This window comes from Paenibacillus jepli (assembly GCF_047238105.1).
Taxonomy (GTDB): domain Bacteria; phylum Bacillota; class Bacilli; order Paenibacillales; family Paenibacillaceae; genus Paenibacillus_D.
On sequence record NZ_JBDFMD010000001.1, the window covers coordinates 7,029,957 to 7,051,016 of the forward strand.

At 53.8% G+C, this 21,060-nt stretch carries 18 protein-coding genes; 16 read left to right on the forward strand and 2 right to left on the reverse strand.

All coding sequences use genetic code 11. The features are described from left to right. The first annotated feature begins 125 nt into the window (after window positions 1-125). The 5 genes from ABC336_RS30160 (at window position 126) to ABC336_RS30180 (ending at window position 5,628) form a co-directional block, all read left to right on the forward strand. Window positions 126-1,463, forward strand: a complete 1,338-nt coding sequence (locus ABC336_RS30160) for a hemolysin family protein (RefSeq protein WP_413242648.1) — start codon at window positions 126-128, stop codon at window positions 1,461-1,463. A gap of 122 nt (window positions 1,464-1,585) precedes the next feature. After that, entirely contained in the window at window positions 1,586-3,040 is a 1,455-nt protein-coding gene (locus ABC336_RS30165; RefSeq protein WP_413242188.1) for a spore germination protein, read from the forward strand. After that, window positions 3,037-4,242: a Ger(x)C family spore germination protein gene (locus tag ABC336_RS30170; RefSeq protein ID WP_413242189.1), complete on the forward strand. Its 1,206-nt coding sequence runs from the start codon at window positions 3,037-3,039 to the stop codon at window positions 4,240-4,242. Before ABC336_RS30165 ends, ABC336_RS30170 begins: the two co-directional genes overlap by 4 nt. 14 nt (window positions 4,243-4,256) lie before the next feature. After that, window positions 4,257-4,463, forward strand: a complete 207-nt coding sequence (locus ABC336_RS30175) for a hypothetical protein (protein ID WP_413242190.1) — start codon at window positions 4,257-4,259, stop codon at window positions 4,461-4,463. Window positions 4,464-4,482: 19 nt separating this feature from the next. Further along, the gene (locus tag ABC336_RS30180) at window positions 4,483-5,628 is read left to right on the forward strand and encodes a GerAB/ArcD/ProY family transporter (protein ID WP_413242191.1); all 1,146 of its coding nucleotides are present in this window, start codon (window positions 4,483-4,485) and stop codon (window positions 5,626-5,628) included. Between the two features lie 9 nt (window positions 5,629-5,637). On the opposite strand, the gene ABC336_RS30185 is transcribed toward ABC336_RS30180, so the two are convergent. After that, window positions 5,638-6,576 carry an ATP-dependent DNA ligase gene (locus ABC336_RS30185; RefSeq protein WP_413242192.1) on the reverse strand — a complete coding sequence of 313 codons (939 nt, stop codon included), beginning with the start codon at window positions 6,574-6,576 and terminating at the stop codon, window positions 5,638-5,640. Window positions 6,577-6,913: 337 nt separating this feature from the next. Here ABC336_RS30185 and ABC336_RS30190 point away from each other — a divergent pair, with 337 nt between their 5' ends. From ABC336_RS30190 to ABC336_RS30200, 3 genes are all read left to right on the forward strand, one after another. Then, complete coding sequence (locus ABC336_RS30190; RefSeq protein WP_413242193.1) at window positions 6,914-7,759, forward strand: MBL fold metallo-hydrolase; 846 nt, start codon at window positions 6,914-6,916, stop codon at window positions 7,757-7,759. Window positions 7,760-7,838: 79 nt separating this feature from the next. After that, complete coding sequence (locus ABC336_RS30195; RefSeq protein WP_413242194.1) at window positions 7,839-8,696, forward strand: manganese catalase family protein; 858 nt, start codon at window positions 7,839-7,841, stop codon at window positions 8,694-8,696. A 189-nt stretch (window positions 8,697-8,885) separates the two neighbouring features. Continuing rightward, window positions 8,886-11,252: a GH36-type glycosyl hydrolase domain-containing protein gene (locus tag ABC336_RS30200; protein ID WP_413242195.1), complete on the forward strand. Its 2,367-nt coding sequence runs from the start codon at window positions 8,886-8,888 to the stop codon at window positions 11,250-11,252. Window positions 11,253-11,373: 121 nt separating this feature from the next. On the opposite strand, the gene ABC336_RS30205 is transcribed toward ABC336_RS30200, so the two are convergent. Beyond that, window positions 11,374-12,252 (reverse strand): LysR family transcriptional regulator, encoded by an 879-nt coding sequence (locus tag ABC336_RS30205; protein WP_413242196.1) that lies wholly within the window; start codon window positions 12,250-12,252, stop codon window positions 11,374-11,376. A 180-nt stretch (window positions 12,253-12,432) separates the two neighbouring features. Between ABC336_RS30205 and zwf the strand changes: the two genes are divergently transcribed. The 8 genes from zwf (at window position 12,433) to ABC336_RS30245 (ending at window position 20,954) form a co-directional block, all read left to right on the forward strand. Continuing rightward, the gene (gene zwf, locus ABC336_RS30210; RefSeq protein ID WP_413242197.1) at window positions 12,433-13,944 is read left to right on the forward strand and encodes a glucose-6-phosphate dehydrogenase; all 1,512 of its coding nucleotides are present in this window, start codon (window positions 12,433-12,435) and stop codon (window positions 13,942-13,944) included. Window positions 13,945-14,023: 79 nt separating this feature from the next. Then, window positions 14,024-14,689, forward strand: a complete 666-nt coding sequence (gene fsa, locus ABC336_RS30215) for a fructose-6-phosphate aldolase (RefSeq protein ID WP_413242198.1) — start codon at window positions 14,024-14,026, stop codon at window positions 14,687-14,689. 197 nt (window positions 14,690-14,886) lie between these two features. After that, window positions 14,887-16,056, forward strand: a complete 1,170-nt coding sequence (locus ABC336_RS30220) for a copper amine oxidase N-terminal domain-containing protein (protein WP_413242199.1) — start codon at window positions 14,887-14,889, stop codon at window positions 16,054-16,056. A 399-nt stretch (window positions 16,057-16,455) separates the two neighbouring features. Continuing rightward, a complete protein-coding gene (locus tag ABC336_RS30225) occupies window positions 16,456-16,824 on the forward strand; it encodes a hypothetical protein (protein WP_413242200.1) in 369 nt (122 codons plus the stop codon). Window positions 16,825-16,990: 166 nt separating this feature from the next. Continuing rightward, entirely contained in the window at window positions 16,991-17,542 is a 552-nt protein-coding gene (locus ABC336_RS30230) for an NADPH-dependent FMN reductase (RefSeq protein WP_413242201.1), read from the forward strand. A gap of 160 nt (window positions 17,543-17,702) precedes the next feature. Continuing rightward, window positions 17,703-18,410 carry a response regulator transcription factor gene (locus tag ABC336_RS30235; protein WP_413242202.1) on the forward strand — a complete coding sequence of 236 codons (708 nt, stop codon included), beginning with the start codon at window positions 17,703-17,705 and terminating at the stop codon, window positions 18,408-18,410. Then, a complete protein-coding gene (locus ABC336_RS30240; RefSeq protein WP_413242203.1) occupies window positions 18,407-19,885 on the forward strand; it encodes a HAMP domain-containing sensor histidine kinase in 1,479 nt (492 codons plus the stop codon). The genes ABC336_RS30235 and ABC336_RS30240 overlap by 4 nt, the downstream gene beginning before the upstream one ends. Next, the gene (locus ABC336_RS30245; protein WP_413242204.1) at window positions 19,875-20,954 is read left to right on the forward strand and encodes a LolA family protein; all 1,080 of its coding nucleotides are present in this window, start codon (window positions 19,875-19,877) and stop codon (window positions 20,952-20,954) included. The genes ABC336_RS30240 and ABC336_RS30245 overlap by 11 nt, the downstream gene beginning before the upstream one ends. The last annotated feature ends 106 nt before the right edge of the window (window positions 20,955-21,060 follow it).

The following is a 21,060-nucleotide window of genomic DNA, read 5'->3' on the forward strand; positions in this document are numbered from 1 at the left end:
GTTGCATGGCAAAGTAGCGCTGCATCCTGTCGCGACGACGTATCGGAGAAGATGGCACCCGACTTGAAGGAATCATTTTTATTTTTGCGGAGGTGAAACCCTCACTCTGAGGGAACTAATTGGACATATCCACATCCATAATGATTAATCTGGGCTTAGTAGCGATCCTGATTGGTCTGACTGCGTTTTTTGTCGGCTCCGAATTTGCGGTAGTCAAAGTCAGAATGAGTCGGATCGAGCAGCTTGTGGCGGAAGGGAACAAAAAAGCCATCGCTGCAAAACGGATTGTCACCAACCTGGACTACTATTTATCTGCCTGTCAGCTTGGTATTACGGTTACTGCGCTTGGATTGGGTGCGTTAGGCGAGCCGACGATCGAGAAGCTACTCCACCCGATGTTTGATGAGTGGGGGTTATCCGCCGCCGTCAGCACGTTTATCTCATTTGCGCTTGCGCTTTCCATCATGACGTTCCTGCATGTGGTCATGGGAGAGCTCGCCCCCAAGACACTGGCCATTCAATTTGCGGAACGCATGACCCTGATGCTCTCGCGACCGCTAGTCGCGTTTGGTACGATTCTGTTTCCGCTGATCTGGGTGCTCAATGGCTCCGCACAGGTGCTGCTAAGGATGTTTGGCGTCAAGCCGATCGGACATGAGCAGGCCCACTCGGAAGAAGAGCTGAAGATCATCATGACGCAGAGCTTCCAGAGCGGAGAGATTAACCAAACCGAGCTTGCTTATATGCAAAACATCTTTGCATTTGACGAACGGGTAGCTAAAGATGTTATGGTACCGCGAACACAGATTATCGTCGTAGACGCGAAGGATCAACCGGAAGAAATCCTGCAATTGATCGATGAACACCGTTATACCCGTTATCCCGTAACTGAAGATTCGAATAAAGACAATATTATCGGCTTCTACAATGCCAAGGAGCTGGTCACCCACCTCGCGCTGAACCGACTGGGCGAGCTTAAGGAACATATTCATGACATTTACGTGATCCATGAAACCACTCCGCTGCATGATGCACTGGTCAAAATGCAGAAGAACGGCGTTCATATGGCATTGGTTATCGATGAGTATGGCGGAACCGCAGGCATTATTACGATGGAAGACATTCTGGAGGAGATCGTCGGAGAGATCCGGGACGAATTTGACGAGGATGAGGTAGAGGATATCGCTCAGCAGTCTGAGGATGAATATCTGATTAACGGCCGCGTCCTGCTCAGTAATCTGGAGGAACGCTTCGGCATTTCATTTGATAACAGCGAGAATGTAGATACTATTGGAGGGTGGCTGCAGATACGCGCCAATCTGATTGATGGCATGTCTGAACCCGTTGATCATGGAGATCATCGTTGGTACATAAATGAGTCAGACAATCATCAGATTTTGAGCGTGACGCTCAAGCAAAATGTTAATGAAAAATTAGATGAAGAGAATATTGAAGAAACCTGATTGCAAACTCTTATTTTGACCGCACGGCTAATGCCGTGCGGTTTTATTTTATGATGGAACCAATATTTTTGCATTCTATTCCATTCCTTCTGGGCATGCTACATGCAAAGGGGGTGAACGTGATGAACAATCAAGAGACCGGCAGCGAGAAGGTGCGTCCGACCCGCTTTATACCTGATCTGCAAAAGCTGCTGGGCGACAGTCCCGATATTATCTACCGGTATTTGGAGATCCAACATCACGGAGCCTGGATTATTTATATTGAAGGGCTTGCCGATCCCCGACCGACCCTGACTGCGATTCAGGAAGAGCCGATGCTCAGAGGCGACGATCCGCTTGCTGCCCCCGAGCTGTTTGACTTGCTGATGCACCATACGATTACAGAGGGCAAGGTCGTAGTGGAAGACAAGTTAACAACGATCATCGACCTTCTCCTCTCGGGTTACACGATTATTTTCTTGCAGGGGATGGACAAGGCTCTGTCCATAAATACTGGAAGCCTTAAGCAGCGTGACGTACAAGAGGCGGCTTCCCAATCGGTGGTTCGAGGGCCTCGGGAAGGCTTCACTGAATCGCTGCGCGACAACATCGCACTTGTACGAAGGCGTGTCAAAAACCAAGCGTTGCGGATCAAGAGCTTCAAGCTTGGCGAGGAGACCGGGACTGAGACAGCCGTTATGTATCTGGAAGGCACAGCTCCGCAGGAAACGGTGGCCGAGGTGCTGAAGAAGCTGGAGGGTATCAAGCTCGATGTCGTACTGGAGGGCAATGCGATCGAAGAAATGATCCAGGACGAACACTACAGTCCATTTCCTACGGTATACAACTCGGAACGTCCTGACGTTATCGCTTCAGGGGTGTTGGAAGGGAGGATCGCCATCTTTGTAGACGGGACTCCGTTTGTACTAATGGTGCCCGCTTTGTTTATGCAATTCTTCCAATCCAGCGAGGATTATAGTCAGCGAGGGGATTTTGGCAGTGTGGTGCGGTTGCTTCGCTATATTTGCTTTGCGCTTTCCTTGCTGACGCCATCGTTTTATATTGCCGTGACGACTTTCCATCAGGAGATGATCCCGACCAACCTGTTGATTTCCCTAATTGGACAACGCGAAGGCGTGCCATTTCCGGCATTTGTGGAAGCGCTGATGATGGAAGTAACATTTGAAATTCTCCGTGAAGCAGGGATTAGACTCCCCAAGTCGGTAGGACAATCGGTCTCGATCGTCGGCACGATCGTCATCGGACAGGCAGCGGTAGAAGCCGGCTTCGTATCGGCTGCGATGGTTATCGTCGTATCGATTACAGCGATTTCGAATTTTGCTGTGCCGGCATTCAACATGGCGATCTCGATCCGGATGCTGCGTTTTGTCATCATGGCTCTTGCCGCGTCATTTGGACTGTACGGTATGATTATCGCGCTAATCATGCTGGCCTTGCATCTGTGTCAGTTGGAATCGGTTGGCGTGCCCTATATGACTTCGTTTGCTCCTTTTCGGATCAGATATCAGAAAGACACTTTTGTCCGGCTGTCACGGCCGTTCGTGAGACGGCTGAGCAAGAGAGGAGGGAGAGGATGATCCGGCTGGCGACCATCTGTCTGTTAGCTGTCAGCCTCCTCATCCTGCCGGGCTGCTGGAGCCGCAAAGAGCTCAATGAGCTGGCCGTAATCGTGGCGCTTGGCATAGATAAAACCGATGAAGGATTGAATGTGTCGGCTCAAGTGGTTAATCCGACGGAAATCGGCATGCAGCGCGGCTCCATTGGCGTAGCTCCCGTCATCACGTATAGCGCTAAAGGACAGACCTTGCCTGATGCGTTGCAGCGGATTCTCAGCCAGGCGCCCCGACAGCTGTACCTCTCCCATCTGCGCGTCCTCGTCTTTGGTGAATCACTTGCGCGCGAAGGGCTAAGCGATGTGCTGGATTTTATCGCTCGCAACAATGAGCTGAGAACCGACTTTTATCTGCTTGTCGCTCATAATTCGAAGGCTTCCGACATTTTGCAGGTGCTCACGCCATTCGAGCATATCCCTGCCAACTCTCTAAACTCCTCTATCCTCGTCTCTCACAAGCAATGGGCTGCAACAGGTAAGATTACGCTGCAGCAGTTTGTAACAGAGCTCGGCAGAGAAGGCGCCAATCCCGTAGTCTCTGGCGTAGAGATTATTGGAAATAAGGAAAAGGGGCAGAACATTAATAACCTACACGATATTAAACCCTCTGTACTGCTGCGACATTCGGGAATGGCCCTTTTTGACAAAGACAAGCTCGTGGGCTGGGTCGATGAGAAGACGAGCAAATCGATCAACTATATCCTTGATGAAGTAAATGAAACGGTCGGTCATGTCCGCTGCCCGGACCAGGATGACGGAATCGTCGGCGTGAAGATCGTTCGTTCCGATGCCCAGATCGATGTCAGTTTGGACCAGAGCGGCAGACCGGAATTCAAGGTTAACTTTAAAATCGAAGCCGATCTGGATGCGATTCAGTGCAAGATCGACCTGAACAAGGAAGCGTCAATCCTGAAAATTGAGAAAGAAATGGAACGCTCGCTGAAGCAAGTCAACGAGAGCAGTGTCCAGCTGGTTCAACGAAAGTATAAGACTGATGTATTCGGTTTTGGTGAGGCGCTGCATCGAAAATATCCAAAAGTTTGGAGCAAATACCGAAACCAGTGGCAGGACGTGTTCCCCCAAATGCAAGTAACAGTGGATGCCGACGTAAGGGTACTGAGAATAGGTTCGATCGTGCAACCGCTCAGAAGGGATATGAGAGACTGATGTGGAGCCTGGCGATGACGCTGCTTGTCTTACTGATTCCGGTTGTGGAATGGCGAACCCTCAAACATATGCACTCCGGCAAGGAATGGGCGCTTTTCGGGATGCTGTGGATAGTGGCGCTTCTGACAATGCTCGGCGAATGGCAGGGATGGCCGCTTCCCAGACCGCTCGACTGGATCCGGGTGACAGCTGCGCCGCTAGGCAAATTGTTCCCGAAATGAGGGAGAGAGGATGGAACGGATGGAGAAGAACAAGATTGGCGGCTTGCAGTTTTTTATCATGACCTTTGGGTTGTCGGTCGGTACTTCAATCCTGGTCACCCCATCCGGCCTTGTCATGACCGCGCGGGAGGATGCGTGGGTGGCGGCGCTGTTCAGCATGCTCGTGAATCTGGCGATGGTCTGGTTATATATCCGCATATCCCGGGCTTTCCCCGGACAGTCGTTGTTTCAGATTCTTATTATTACCTTAGGCAGGTGGCTGGGTACTGCCGTGTCGATGCTCTATCTGTTCTATTTCCTCATGCTTAGCGGCACGCTGCTGGGCAACCTTGGATTCTTTTTCACGAGTGAGCTGATGCCAGAGACGCCGTTTCAGGCCATCGAGATTATATTTTTGATCACCACTGTCATGTGCGCCAGGCTAGGGATTATTGTATTGGCGCGTGCCGTGGAGCTGATGTTTCCGTGGATCATTTTTATTGCCATGGTGCTCATCTTTACACTGTTTCCCCAAGTGGAATGGCAATACATCCTGCCATTTTGGGAGGGCGGGGCGCTTCCTGTCCTTAAGGCTGGATGGCACGCTGCCATGTTTCAGGAACTGGCTGTTATGCTCGTGTTTATGCCGATGGTAAGCAATGCCAAAACGATCGAGAAAGCTTATGTGATGGGCGCCTTGACTGGAGGCTTGCTGCTGGCAATAACCGTTCTGCTAAGTCTCTTAATCCTCGGTATCGAACAATCTGCCAATCATACGTTCCCGGCGTACTCCTTGGCTAAGACGATCAATATAGGCGGCTTCCTGCAGCGAATCGAGGTCTTGTTGATCACGATGTGGGTGTTAACGTTTTTTATCAAGACGTCGCTGATGTTTTTTGGTATTCTAAACGGTCTCCAAACGGTCTTTGGGTTGAAGAGTTACCGGCCGTTGATCTACCCGATCGCCGTCATCAACCTCTACGTTTCCTGGAATACCTATATCAATAGTGTCTATGTCGCCGAAGTGATCCAGGACGTCTGGGCCGGGTACTCCTCGCTTCATCTGATCCTGATCCCGTTGCTCGTCTGGTTAGTCGGCAGTTTTAGGAGAAAGCGGAATGGCACGGGATCACAGGCCGATAAACCGGAAAATACACCTCAAGCGGCTCCCCCTCCCACCAATTGATCCCGTCAACTAATCCGGTACCAACACACAGCTGTGGGGCGGTACATCTACAAACGCTTGCAGGCTGGGATGCCGCATGGTCCGACCTTCCCGCCAGCGCCATTCGGTAAAGCGGATCTTGGCAGTGAGCCGGGGCTGAACCCAGCCGGCGCCGCGCAGCTCGGGGTGGTGATTGACAAAGGGGCACTGATCCGTGGCGATACGCGCCATGACGGTGGTCAGCTCCCGCCAGTCACTTGCCGTCAGCTTGCCGGTACCGACTTTGCCGATAAAGTGCAAGCTGTTTTCAATGTAGATGCCTGCCAGCAAGGCGTTGATCGTTCCGTCGCGCAGCGTATAGCCGCCAATGACAGCGATGATGTCCCCATAATTTTTGACTTTGACCCACCGATCATCCTTGCTGTCCGGGCGGTAGAGGCTGTCCAGGCGTTTGCAGACGATGCCTTCCAGATCGTGGAGTCGGATGGCCTCGAACAGAGCTGTCCCGTCCGGATGCGACTGCACCGCTTGTGCCGCAGGACCGGTTATGATCCCCTTGCCCAATATGTCCAGCCGCTCGGCAAGCGGACGATCCATGAGCGATACCCCGTCAAGTGACAGCACATCGAAGATGATGTAAGTGACGGGCACTTCCCGCTGCAGCAGCGGCACCCGTTCCAGCCGGCGGATGCCGTCCCGGCGCATCACTTCATGGAATGAGGGCTTGCCGTCAGGGGCAAGGGCGATGACTTCGCCATCGACGATGTAACTACGGGCATCCAGCAGCGGAGAGAGCAGCTCAGGGTATTGGCTGGTGCGCTCATGAAGACGGCGGTTGAAGAGCCGGGTTTCGCCGGATTCATGATACGCAAGGATGCGCACGCCGTCCCATTTCATCTGATGGATCCAGTCGGGGCCGGACGGAATCTGCTCGGCCCGGACGGGTTCAAAGGGAATGATAGGATTCATATGCGTAGGCGGCCAGGTGCTGTGTATCCTGTTGAGTCATGACCTATCCTCCTGAGGGAATCTGACATTCTGCTAGTGTGCCCCAGTCCAGATATAGTATGTGGCGGCTGGCAGTTAACGCTGTTTTGGTTCAAATATTAGAAGTATATGTTTTCACACATCTACTTGGCTTATATTTCTCCGGAATGAAACGAGCTGCGCCGTGTGCTTAAGAAGTCAGTTTTGCTTTGCAAAACGCTTAGGCGAAGCCGTTTCACCTTGGGGGCACATGATTTGCCTAGTCACAGGGCAAGCTACGGGGGCAAAAGAAACGTTAGCTGGCAAAGGAGTCCTAGGCATGAACAAAGATATGTCGTACGGCGAAGATTATCGCGAGCTGCCGATGACTTCTGTTCGAAGCGGAGTAATCGAGCGTGTCGCAGACGATGTCTGGTGCCAGACAATCCAGATCGCCAATCTCTGCTTCGTCGCAGCGGCTGATGACAGCTGGTTTCTGATCGATGCCGGCATGCCCGGATCGGCGGATGAAATACGTGATGCTGCAGCAGAGGTTTTCGGGTCAGATACCAAGCCCCGTGCGATTATCCTGACACACGGACATTTCGATCATGTGGGGGCAATCATAGAGCTGGTCGACTATTGGCAGGTTCCTGTATATGCCCATGCGGAGGAGCTGCCGTTTCTGACTGGCACACAGGGGTATGCACCTGCGGATACGGATGCTGGCGGAGGGCTCGTGTCGACAATTGCATTTATGTTCCCCAACGAGCCGATCAACCTGGGGGACAGGGTCCGTCCGCTGTCCATCGACCATACCATCCCGGGTCTCGAGGAATGGCGATGGGTGCATACGCCGGGGCATACTGCAGGCCATATCTCCCTGTTCCGGGAGCGGGACCGCCTGCTGATCGCGGGAGATGCCTTCGTCACCGTCAGACAAGAATCTGTGTATAGCGTCATCACACAGCAGCAAGAGATTAGCGGACCGCCGCGCTATTTTACCGCTGACTGGATGGCAGCCAGACGCTCGGCGCAGATCCTGGCCGATCTACATCCCGCGGTCGCGGTGTGCGGTCATGGCCGGCCGATGAGAGGTCAGGCATTGGCAGAGAGTCTCCAGACACTAGTTGCTGAGTTTGAATCCATCGCGGTCCCGCCGGAGGTTCGGAGCTCGTGGCACTAAGCCTTGCAGGCAAAGGATGGAGAATGGTAAGACGGGGCAAGCTAGCGCATAAATCTAGTCACAAGGAGTGAACAACGCAATGTATTATTACAAAGAGGAATTGATCAATATTATCGAACCGGATCAGCCGGATCCGGCTGCCGCCAAGGTGCTCCAGGAAGCGCTTGGCGGCCAGTTTGGCGAGATGCGGACGATGATGCAATACTTCTTCCAAAGCTCCAACTTCCGAGGCAAGGAAAAAGCGTTCCGCGATCTGCTGCGAGGTGTATTTCTGGAAGAGATCGCCCATGTAGAGCTCGTCCAGAATACGATTAACCAGCTGCTCAACGGCGCCGGCGAATCTTCTTCGGCCGGAGCGGCGGGAGCAGACGGCGCGCCTTTGGATGAGGCCATCAAGCATGCCAATCCGCATCACTTCATTATGGGAGCTCAGAGCTCGCTTCCGGTCGATGCTGGCGGCAATCCGTGGAACGGGTCTTGGGTGTACAGCCATGGCAACCTGATCGCCGACATGTTGAATAATGTTGTGCTTGAATCGACCGGTGTCCTGCAAAAAACGAGAATTTATGAAATGAGCAGCAACAAAACCTTCCGCGAAACGCTTGGCTTCCTGATTGTCCGCGATAACGCTCATCAAAACGCATTTGCCAAAGCGCTTGAGAAGCTTGGTGTGGATTGGGGCAAGGCGTTCCCGGTGCCCAATTATGACATCAATAAATATCCGGAATGCCGCAAGTATGTTGATATGGGCTACCATAACGTCCAATTCAACTACCGTCTGGATGAGACGCGGATCGCCGAGATCTTCAGCGGTCAGACCCCGAGCCGCAACGGCGGCGATCTGGCGGTCACGCCGCCGCCGGAAGGCTTCCCGGTGCCGATGATGCCGGAGATGCCGAACGAGCACAGCCCGGGACTGTCAGATATGCATAACTAGCTGTCAGGGAGTCCGGTTAAGGACCTCATCTCCATTCCGATATGGAGAATGAGGTCCTTTTTATATCCGGAGCCCAAGCAAAGTACCTAAGTACGCTTCGAAGCCAAGCCACACGTTGTGGGCTTATGCTATAATGACAAGTGTTGAGCAGCATTTGCAATATTCACGGGAAAGAGGGGAAGCGGCAAGATGGTATTAAAAGCAAGCGCAGACAAGCAATATTATGAGTTGTACAGTCCGACCGAGCTGCCCAAGGCATCGGGTTTTCTCTGGAATGAGACGATGATGATCCATATGAACTGCAGAGGTTACGCGGTCGCCCAGTTCATGCAGCCCGAGCCGGCGAAGTATTCACATGCGCCCAATCTCGAAGCGAAGACGTTCATGCAGCCGGAGCAGCCTTACTATGCTCATCATCCCGGACGGTTCGTCTATATTAAGGATGAGGAAAGCGGCGAGGTGTTCTCGGCGCCGTACGAGCCTGTGCGCAAGCTGCCGGACCAGTATACTTTTGCAGCCGGCAAGCACGACATCTATTGGACGGTCCGTTGTCTGGACGTAGAGATCGAGATGCGTCTGACGCTGCCCCCGGCTGAGCCGATCGAGCTGTGGGAGATCAGAGTAAAAAATGTTGGCGGCAAGCCGCGCAAACTGAGTATTTATCCTGCCTTCACAGTAGGCTATATGTCCTGGATGAATCAATCGGCCGAATATGTCGCCGCCCTGGATGGTATTGTCTGTTCTTCGGTGACGCCGTATCAGAAGTATCAAGACTATAGCAAGATCAAAGAATTGAAGGACAAGACCTTCCTGCTCCCCGACCGCAAGGCGGATGCCTGGGAAGTGAACCAGGAGCAGTTCGAAGGCGAGGGCGGGATCATGATGCCGTCGGCTATCGCCGCGGACCAGCTGGCGTGCGGCGAAGCGCGCTACGAGACACCGATCGCGGCGCTCCAATACCGGCTCGCGCTTACGGCGGACGAGGAGCAGAGCTACCGCTTCCTGTTCGGTCCCGCCAGGACGGAGCAAGAGATTGCGGATATCCGCAGCCGCTACTTTGATCAGGACGGCTTTGCAGCCTCCAAAGCGGCAGCTGCCGACTATGTTGCCGAAGGCCGGGGCTGCCTGGAGATTCGGACGCCGGATGCCGATCTGGACAATTTCGTGAACGAATGGCTGCCGCGCCAGATGTACTACCACGGCAAGACCAACCGGCTTACGACGGATCCCCAGACCCGCAATTATTTGCAGGACAACATGGGGATGAGCTATATCACCCCGATTATAGCAAGAGAAGCCTTCCTTACGGCGCTGAAGCAGCAGGAGACGAGTGGGGCGATGCCGGACGGCATCATCCTCCACAAGGACGCCGAGCTCAAATATATCAACCAAGTTCCGCACACGGATCATTGTGTATGGCTGCCGATCTGTCTGGATACGTACCTCGATGAAACCAATGACTACGGGATTCTGGACGTTGTGATCGGGTTTGCGGATTCCGATGAGCAGGCTTCGGTCTACGACCATATCACCCGCGCGATGCACTGGCTGGCTCAGAACCGCGATGAGCGAGGACTCAACTATATCAATCAGGGTGACTGGTGCGATCCGATGAATATGGTAGGCTACAAAGGTCGCGGCGTCTCCGGCTGGCTGACGATCGCTTCTGCTTATGGCTTCAACGTGTGGGCTGGAATCAGCGAACGCTATGGCCGGGGAGAGGAGGCTGCGGTGTTCCGCCGGATGGCGGAAGAGACCAACGCTGTCGCCAATCAGTATCTGTGGGACGGCTCCTGGTATGCACGCGGCATCACGGACGACAATGTTGTCTTCGGTGTAAGCTCGGATCCGGAGGGACGGATCTACATCAACCCGCAGAGCTGGTCGCTTATGAGCGGTGCAGCCGACCATGAGAAGAGCCGCAAGCTGATCGAGGCGGTAGAGGAGCAGCTCGAATCGCCATACGGCGTCGAGAAGCTGGCGCCTTCGTTCACGGCGATGAGAGAAGACGTGGGGCGGGTGACGCAGAAGCACCCGGGCAGCGCCGAGAACGGCGCCGTCTACAACCACGCCTCTGCGTTCTACATCTATGCGCTCTATGTGGCAGGCGAGCAGGACCGTGCATACCGGGTGCTGCGCAAGATGCTGCCAGGTCCGGACCAGGAGGATATCGTTCGCCGCGGCCAGCTGCCGGTATTCATCCCCAATTACTACCGGGGCGCTTACCGGCAATACCCGCACACTGCCGGGCGCTCCAGCCATCTGTTCAACACAGGCACCGTGCCATGGGTGTACCGGATCCTGGTCGACGGATTGTTCGGACTGCAGGGAACGACAGAAGGGATCCGTATCCGGCCGCAGCTGCCCGCAGCATGGGGCGAGGCCAGCGTGACGCGGACATTCCGCGGCTCGAAGCTGCAAGTGGCGATCAAACGGGAACCCGGCGTAGCTTCTACGGAAGTCTATGTTGACGGCGAGCTCGTACAGGACGGCGTCCTGCGCGGACTTGTCGAAGGAACGACCTACCAGGTTACTGTCAAGCTGCCTGTTGCCTGATTATCGATTGGCCCGGCTTTTGACGGGCGCAAGCAAGCCCGCACCTGTTAAGGTACGGGCTTTTCCTTTTACCAATTGCGTTACGGGCTTGGTTAAACTAAACGACCTGGCGGCACTCTGATCACTTCACCAGCTCGATAAAATTGCTGGCCGTCACCGTGAGCGGCAGGTTGCGCATCGTCATAATGCCCACCTGGGACGGTGGAATCGTCATATCAAGCTGGACTTCAAAAAGCGAACCTTCCTCGAGCTCACGCGAGACGAACTCTCTGGTAACGAAGGAGATGCCGAGGCCCCGGCGGGCGCACTCGATCAGGAGGTCGACGCTGCCGACCTCGATATCCGGCTTCAGATTGTGACCGTAGCTCTGGAACAGCTCGGTGATCGCGACACGCACCCGGCTGTTGCGGGAGAACAGGATGATCGGATAATGCAGCAGCTTCTCCAATGACAGGACTCGATCCTTTAATTCGGCGTATCGCGCGCCTGCAACAAAGCAATCCTGCAGTTGGAAGCTGTCGTTCACATCGAGCTGCGGATCGACGATCGGCATCCGGACGACGCCAAGGTCGATGCGACCTTCCTTCAGGTTGGCGATCGTCTCCGGTGTGGTGCCGTGATTGAGATGGAGCCGGATCCCTGGATAGCGCTGATGGAATTCCTCCAGATAAGGAAGCAAATAATGCTTGAACAGCGAATCGCTGCCGCCGATCCGCAGCTCGCCGCTTTCCAGATTTTTGAGGGCGGCCATCTTTTCTTCTGCCAGAGTGATCAGGATCTGCGACTGTTCGATGTAGGAATATAGCGTCGTGCCTTCCTGCGTCAGCGTCACTCCCTTGGCCGTACGGTAAAACAAAGGCAGTCCGAAGCTGGCTTCCAGCTGTTTGATGGCGTGACTGACGCTCGGCTGGGTTAGGAATAACGCCTTCGCAGCCTGGGTCAAGCTTCCTGTCTTGGCAGCCAGATAGAACACTTTGTAGAGCTCATAATTATTGTTCATAGATGGGGTCTATAGCTCCTGTAAAATATATTAATTACATGTATAGATGGTATTCATATTATAGTGTAGATACGAAAAACATTCCAGAGCTTGCGACAAGAAATCGATTTTATTGCCAACCGGTGAACGTTCGGTTGCCGGACCAATGAAGCGTAAGTTCTGCAGGAGAGGGAGAGAACCATGGAGCCAACAACAATTGTTTTGTTCGGAGCGACCGGGGATTTGGCCAAACGAAAAATATATCCGGCCCTGTATAATTTATTTCTCGACCGCAAGCTGCCGAGCGACTTTACATTGGTAGGGTTGGGCAGGCGGGAAGTACCGGTGGACGTCTTCCGGGCTAATGTCGAACGTTCGCTTCGCGAATTCTCCAGACGGGAGGGCAGTAATAGCGCAGCCGTCTCGCAGTTCGTCCAATCGTTCTACTATCAGGTGCTTGATGTCGGACATAGCGAGGACTATGATCGCTTGCTCCGTTTCGTCAAGGAACGTGAAGCGGGATACGGGGCGGTTGCGAACCGGCTGTTCTATCTGTCCGTAGGTCCGGAGTTCTTCGGACCGATCGCCGAGAATATCAAGGCTAGCGGATTAGGATCGGATTGCGGCTGGAAGCGTCTCGTCATCGAGAAGCCTTTCGGCTACGACCTGGCTTCAGCAAGGGCGCTCAACGCTAAGCTGAGCGAGTCCTTCGCTGAAGACGAGATCTACCGGATCGACCATTATCTGGGCAAGCCGATGGTCCAGAAGCTGGAGGTGCTGCAGCAGAACAACCCTGTGCTCCAGGCGCTCTGGACCAACCGCTATATCGCCAATGTCCAGATCACGGCCAGCGAGACCGTCGGCGTCGAGCAGCGGGCAGCCTACTATGACCAGTCCGGAGCCATCCGCGATATGTTCCAGAACCATATGCTGCAGCTGCTCATGATGCTCACAAGCCAGCTGCCGACGAACAGCTCTGCCGAGCAGGTGCGTTTCAAGAAGCGCAAAGTGATGGAGGCGCTGGAACCGCTGCACAGGCAGCAGGTTGGCACTCAGATCATACGGGGCCAGTATGCGGAAGGCAACCTGAAAGGACAGCCAGTGGCAGGTTATACGGAGGAGCCGGGCATCGCCGCCACGTCGATGAACGATACGTATATCGCGGCCAAGCTGCAGATCGATGACTACTTCTGGCGCGGCGTACCGTTCTACATCCGCACGGGCAAGCGGCTGCAGGAGAAGGCAACCCGGATCGTGATCGAGTTCAAGGAGCCGCTGCAGCAGTCCGCCAAGCATCCGCTCGTACCAAAGACGCCGAACCTGCTCATCTTCGATATCGGCCCGGACGAAGGGATCACGCTGCAGCTCAATGCGAGAGATCCGAAGGACAAGGGGGCGATCAAACCGATCCATATTAACTTCCACGAGCAGACGGAAGATATGCCGGAAGCCTACGAGAGCCTGATCCGCGATGCAATCGCTGGCGACCCGACATTCTTCGCTCACTGGGACGAAGTCGAGCTGTCATGGCAGTGGGTGCAACCGATCCTGGAGGCATTCGCAGCCAATGAAGTTCCGCTTCATCGGTATGAAGCCGGTACATGGGGCCCGGCTGCAGCAGACGAGCTGCTGGCAGCAGACGGCTTCCGCTGGTGGCAGGACGAGCAGCAGGAGCAGCTTGCTCCCGCTGCTGCCGCCGCACAGCTGGCCTAAGCGTTTTCTCCTCGCAGGAAGCACATAAGAATTTCGTTTCAAGTAAGACACATCACATATCTAATGGAGGTTGTTACTTGTGAAATTTTTTATCGATTCGGCTAACCTGGAAGATATCAAGAAGGCTTACAAAATCGGCGTCCTCTCTGGTGTGACGACCAATCCATCACTGGTCGCCAAAGAAGGCATCAAATTCGAGGACCGCATCGAGGAGATTCTGAAGGAGGTGCCAGAGGTTGAGTCGGTCTCCGCCGAGGTCACGCCTGATGTGACGACGGCCGAAGAGATGATCGCACAGGCGGACGAACTGATCAAGATCAACAACCATGACAACAACATTACGATCAAGCTGCCCATGACGCTGGCCGGTCTGGAAGCATGCCGCTACCTGACCAAGAAGGGCGTCAAAACGAATGTGACACTGATCTTCACCGTCAATCAGGCGCTGCTCGCTGCTCGCGCCGGCGCGACCTATGTGTCGCCATTCCTCGGCCGTCTCGACGATATCTCCGAGGATGGCGTGCAGCTGGTGACCAAGGTGGCTGAGCTGTTCCGCGTGCACAACCTGGACACGCAGATCATCGCCGCTTCGGTTCGCCACCCGGATCATGTGACACGCGTTGCCTTGGCAGGCGCGCATATCGCGACGGTTCCGTTTGCCGTGATCGAGCAGATCTCCAAGCATCCGCTCACTGATCAAGGGCTGGAGAAGTTCGCTGCCGACTGGAAGAAGGCTGTTCAGTAATATCAATGTTAACGGACGGCGTGAGTCGTTCAGTTTTACTCTTGCAATGGCTACTATTGATGAAGCATGCGCATTTTCAGATGCGAATGCTTCTTTTTTTGTTCTAAAATGATCCAAATTTGTTAATGAACGAAACTTTCTCCGAACGCTAACGTCTATTTTGTCAGAGGGTTGGAAGAGTGAGAGGGGAATGGAAGATGGATAACTATACAAAGCGGTTGAAGCGAGCTATTGTGGCTACGGCGCTCTTGTCGATGGCGGCATTGCCGGTCGCGGTTCACGCACAGGAAGCAGATCAGCCGACGAAAGCGGAGCTTATCCAGCAATTTAAAGAGGAAGCGGCTGCGTGCAGTCCGGATACGATGAAATTCGTGAGCAGGCAGCAAGGCGACCTGCTGTTCCAGCCTCTGCTGGGCGAGAGGGAAGCGGACCATGCGGATCTTGTTAAGGTTTGCGGCTTTCTAAAGAAGATCGCAGCTGAAGGTGTCGATATGCAATTGCCGCCGGAAATAAGAGTGGGCTTTTTCCACGGCTATAGAGTCACTATGGAGTCGGGGTTCTATTTTACGCTATCCTCGGCAAATGGCGGCAAGTTAGTGATGAGAACGGGAGAAGCGGAGCTGGTCATGGATAATCAAAATATCATGCAGATGCTGGGTGACTTGGATATGCCCTACCCATTGATGACGCTGGACACCGAACAAGTTGCGATCGGTCAGAAGATTCGCGTTAGTGGAGTTGATATTAGTTTTGAAGCGCAGGGAGAAATCGACATATTGTGGTCTCCTGATGCGGCGTCTTATTCCGGGGACGGGTACCAGCCCCCTTATATTGTTCATAGTGCGAAGACAAATTTCGGTCGTTTTGATACAACATTTATCATACCGGCATTCGGCAAAGGGGAGGACGGACGGCTGCACCCTATCAAGCCAGGTCGAGGCCACTTGCTATACCGCAATTCAGGAACCGGCGGGGCAAGCGTATCGCTCGATGTCCAGCCTGCAGCCACCCCACTAGTTTCCATCAACGGCATCCCTGCGGTTGATCCAGCTATGCAGGCGCTGCTGATCGACGGCCGGGCGTATGTGCCGCTGCGGGCGATCGGTTCGCTGTCCAAAGAGCAGGTTGTCTGGCATGCGGCGACGAAGAGCGTGCTCATCCGCACGAAGCCCGAGACCGCATTAGTCAGCTCAGCGGCGGGCGTGAAGCTGTGGATCGACGACAAGCTGGCAGCGGCAGAGCATCAGCCGATCCTGCGCAACAACACGACCTATGTGCCGATTCGGGCCGTTACAGCTGCTTTTGGCCACGAGGTGGCTTGGTGGAAGGAGAGCCGCAGCATTAATATCGTGATCCATGCCAAGTAATCGATGTTATTTGAATTTACCCGAACGTTCATAACAATCCGGAGCTTTGCAGCCATTATGCCTGCAGAAGCTCCGTTTTTTCGTACTTAGAGAATTTAGAGAAGCATCAAGCTTTCATCAGCGAATGAACTCGAAATTTCATACTCATTTTGGCATTCGGTTATAAAATGGCGAAATAAACACGATATTTCGTGTTCGTTGCATCATTTTGCTGGAAAATCGCCAATCGAGTATGAATTTTCATATTGGATGAGTTAAGCCCATTCAAGTTCGCAATTTCAGCATCGCCACCTTAGTAAACATACTCATATTCATCTCGATCGCAGCCTATCCGCCTCGCCACCGACCTGCTATACTTGCTTTAATAGAAAAACTACACCAGTGTCAGGAGGATTGCAAATGACTGAGATTACCCGCAGCGGCATGTGCGGCAACTCGCCCAAAAACCAACTGGTGGAAGAGATGGCGATCGCCTTGATCACCGGCAATGGCGAGCTGCTTTTGAATACCTTGGCCGAGGAGGCGGTGGTCCGGGTGATCGGGCAGGAGGATTATCCGGCATCGGCTGTGACGGAGGGAGCGACAGCTGTCGCCAGCGTTAAGGAAGTGACGGTCGACCATGCTATCTCTCACGGCAAGATCGGTGCGGCCAGCGGCAGCTGGCAGACGGAGGATGGCCAATCCTTTGCTTTCAGCGATCATTATGAATTTACTTCGTCTAAAGGCACACAAATCCGTTTGGTTTCGTCCTACCGGATTAAGCTCTAGCTGATTGCCCATCGTATTGCACCGCCAGTTAGTATCACCGTGTATACTAGGGCGCACGAATGTGCCTACTTTTCATGATGCGCTGAATACGATAAAATAGCCAGTGACTGGAAAAAAAGCGATTGATTTTCCGAGTCCATCGCAGTATGAAAAGGAGGATTATAATATGTCAGACCAAAAGCTGAACATTGGTATCATCCTGGGAAGTACGCGTCAAGGACGGGTAAGCCCCCAGGTAGGGGAATGGGTGAAAAAGCTCGCGGACGGGCGCGGTGACGCTAACTACGAGATCGTCGACATCGCAGAGTTCAAGCTTCCTTTCCTCGGTGAGGGCACGGGTGCAGAGCCTGGCATCACGGCATGGAACGACAAGATTAATAGCTTGGACGGATTTGTATTCATCGTGGCTGAGTATAATCACAGCATCAGCGGTGCGCTCAAGAATGCCCTGGATCACGTGCGCGAGCATTGGAACAACAAGGCGGCAGGCATCGTCAGCTACGGCAGCACGGGCGGCGCACGGGCGGCCGAACATCTGCGCGGCATCATGGGCGAGCTCTTGATCGCAGATGTTAAGACGCACCCGACTTTGTCGCTGTTCACCGATTTTGAGAACTTCACCGTCTTCAAGCCGGCTGAACTACACCATACCAATATCAATCTGATGCTGGACCAGGTCATCGCCTGGAGCGGCGCGCTGAAGACGCTCAGAGCCTAGACCAAAGCAATGATAGATGAATTCGAGATACCCTCGTCGCATGAGGGTATCTTTTTTTGTTATCCTATACGTTGAACTTATAAAGCGTTTATAAAGATTCATTAGATACCGGGATAAACAACTAGAATAGAACTTGGGAGAAGGAGGCGCTATTACGGCCATGACACAAACTGCACAATTGCTGCTGGTAGAGGATGACGGGGAGATTGCCCGGATCGTGTGCGATCATCTGCGGAAGGAAGGGTACGGGGTTGCCTGGGCATCGACAGGCAAGGAAGGCTGGGAGGATTTTAAGCTTGCCGAATATGACCTCGTCCTGGTGGACCTGATGCTGCCCGAGCTTGATGGTTACTCGCTGTGCCGGACCATCCGCAAAGCCTCTGACGTACCGCTGATCATCCTTAGCGCCCGGGCCGAGGATGAGAGCAAGGTGCGCGGGCTGGAGCTGGGAGCGGATGATTATATGACCAAGCCGTTCAGTCTGGACGAGCTCAGCGCGCGGGTCGCTTCGCATCTGCGGCGGTACCGCCGCTACCGGCATGATCAGCTGGCCCAGGGACCGTCGCGTTATGCACACGGATTAAGCATCGATTACGCGACCAGAAGCGTTCATCTCGACGATGAGTTGCTGCAATTGACCCCAAAAGAATGGGAACTGCTTAGTCTCATGGCCAGGCATCCTTTCGAAGTCTTCTCCAAATCGGCGTTGTACGAGCAAGTCTGGCAGCAGACGGACGAACAAGGCACTCATACCGTCACCGTCCATATCAAAGGCTTGCGGGTCAAGCTGAAGGATAATACCCGCTCCGCCACCTTTATTCAGACGGTTTGGGGCGAAGGCTACCGGTTTATCGGAGAATCCTTATGAAGATCCGTACGATGCTGATGCTTAGCTATGTTCTGGTCATGCTGCTGCCGTTGCTCACACTCTATCTGTTGTACAGCATGCTCACTGCCTATGACAGAGAGCGCGATCTGCTCGAGTATATGGATGTGATGCAGACCGTTAGTGCGATGGAGCCCGTGCTGCAGGACGAGCGTCATTATAAGCTGCAGCCGCCTGACAATTATGAGGCCATCCGCCAGCTCTCCGACGACACGACGGGGATCAGGCTGTACCGTTATGACGGGATCCTCCTGTACTCCACGCTGGACAGTCCTGCGATCTCAAGGTTGAGCAAGATGAATACCAGGGAGCTGTACCGCCAGGTTAATCAAGTCCAGAAAAATCTTAGCACCTATACGCTGAAGCAGCCAGTCGTGCTCGGCAACGGACAACTGGCAGGCTTCTATGAAGTAACCATCCGCAGAGATGAATGGCTGCAAGGCGTGCAGAACCGGACAGCTCTGATCGTCGGTCCGCTGGCAGGTTTCCTGGTACTCTTATATGCGTTGGCTGTCTATCTGCTGCATCGCAAGCTGAACCGGCCGCTGCTCAGCCTGCAAAAACAGATGTCCGCATTTGCCGATGGCCGCAAGGTAACGCACGACGCACCTGCCAGGGATGAGATCGGCGAGCTTACGGTGCGCTTTCATGAAATGAAGGACAAGATCGAGAGCGCGCAACAGGCGATACACGCACAGCAGCAAGAAAAAGAAACGATGCTGGCGGCGCTGTCCCATGATCTGAAAACGCCGCTGACCGTAATACGTGCCTATGCGGAGGGCTTGACCGGCGGCAAAGCGTTATCCGAACAGGAAAAACAAGAGTACAAAACGATTTTGACCGACAAGCTGGATTATATGAAACAATTGATCGACGATCTGTCGATCTACGCATCCCTGCAAGCATCGAGTTACCGGCTCGAGCGGATCGAAGTCGAAGGGGAGGAATTGTTCGATATGCTGCTGTCCGGCTACGAAGAACCAGCCGCCAGAAAAGGGATCCGGTTGACGGTCGAACAGCGGATATCCGGCACTTATGCGGTCGATGTCACGCAGATGATCCGCATCATGGACAATCTGACCGGCAATGCGATTCGTCATACCCCAAAGGGCGGTCATCTCCTGATCGCCGCTGTCTCCAGCGAACAACCGCTTCCGGATGGACTGTGGGAGCCATTCCGGGCGGAAGTTGAGCACTGGCGCAAGGACACCAGCCTGCTTATCGTCCAAAATGAAGGGGACAGTATCCCCGAAGCCATGCAGATGCGCGTGTTTGAGCCTTTCGTACAGGGCGAAGACTCGCGGGCTGCGGGCGGCAGCTCAGGTCTGGGACTCAGCATTGCCAAGCTGCTGATCGAGCGGCATGGCGGCCATATCCGGCTGTGGTCCACAACAAGCTACGGTACACTCATCGCGTGCCGGCTACCAGAAAGGAAGGCAACCAACGATGAAAATTAGAGCCTTGTTTCTTATTCCTTTGGCGGCGACAACACTTCTCGCCGCATGCAGCAATACACTAACCGCTTCTTCGGAAGAAATCATCAGCCACGTCATGCAATCCGAGGCAAATCCGATGAGCTACTATGCGGAAAGCGAGCTTAAGGTTTATCTGAACGACGAATTGAACGAGCACGCCAGCATGGCAGAGTATGTACATGAAGACGGCAGGCGTAAAATCGTGGCGACCGATCTGCTAAACGAACAAACCAGTTCCTATGCGCTTCGCGAAAGGGATCGGGTGATCCTCTATGAGGAAGGTTCGGAGACTGCGCATGCCATCGATCTGACCGACATGGGAGAATACGGAGGCATGACGCAAAAAGAGCAGCTGACAGGGATGCTGGAGCGTCTTAAGGATACGCATTCGTATGAAGTGGCAGGGGAGGAAGAACTGCTGGGCAGCAAGGTCTACCACTTGAAAGTCAATGCCAAGGAGAAGGATTCACTGATGGGCGATATGGAATTCTGGGTGGATCAGGAGACCTGGTTTCTGGTGAGGGCAGTCTCGGTTACCGGTGACATCCGCACGGAGACATCTTACAGCATGCTGGATTTCTCGCCGACATTTGACGAGACAGACTTCACGTTGGACTTGCCTCCAGGTGTAGAGATCGCATCGATGGACGAGATGATGCCCAGTCATACCGGCACGCTAGAGGAAGCCGCTGCCGCACTCGGTCAGCCCTTCCTGGTGTTGGGGGATGCCAATCTTAAGGAACAGCAAGTCGAGTGGCATATCTATGAAGGCATGTTAGACAGAACCGAGGTCAATGTCTCGTACTGGGAGAATGAGCTGCCTGTCCTGACGCTGACGGTATTCGAGACGCCGGTGGACGCCGAGCTGAACGGAGATCTGACCATCCGCGGCCACCAGGCTGAGTATATCAGCGAGATTCGGATGCTAAGCTGGGACGAGGACGGATTGCGTTACGGCATCCTGATCGACCATCCGGACCTGACGCCGGAAGAAGTCGTCGAACGTGCCGAGGATATGATCTTGACGGATGCTTTGTCCGCAGCAAAATAATACCGACACTACATGTAGGCCGTACGTTTCGCTATTACAGGAAGCGTGCGGCCTTTTTTGATTGCAAAAACGATCTTGGCTTATGGTAAACTAAAGAGAGTATGGA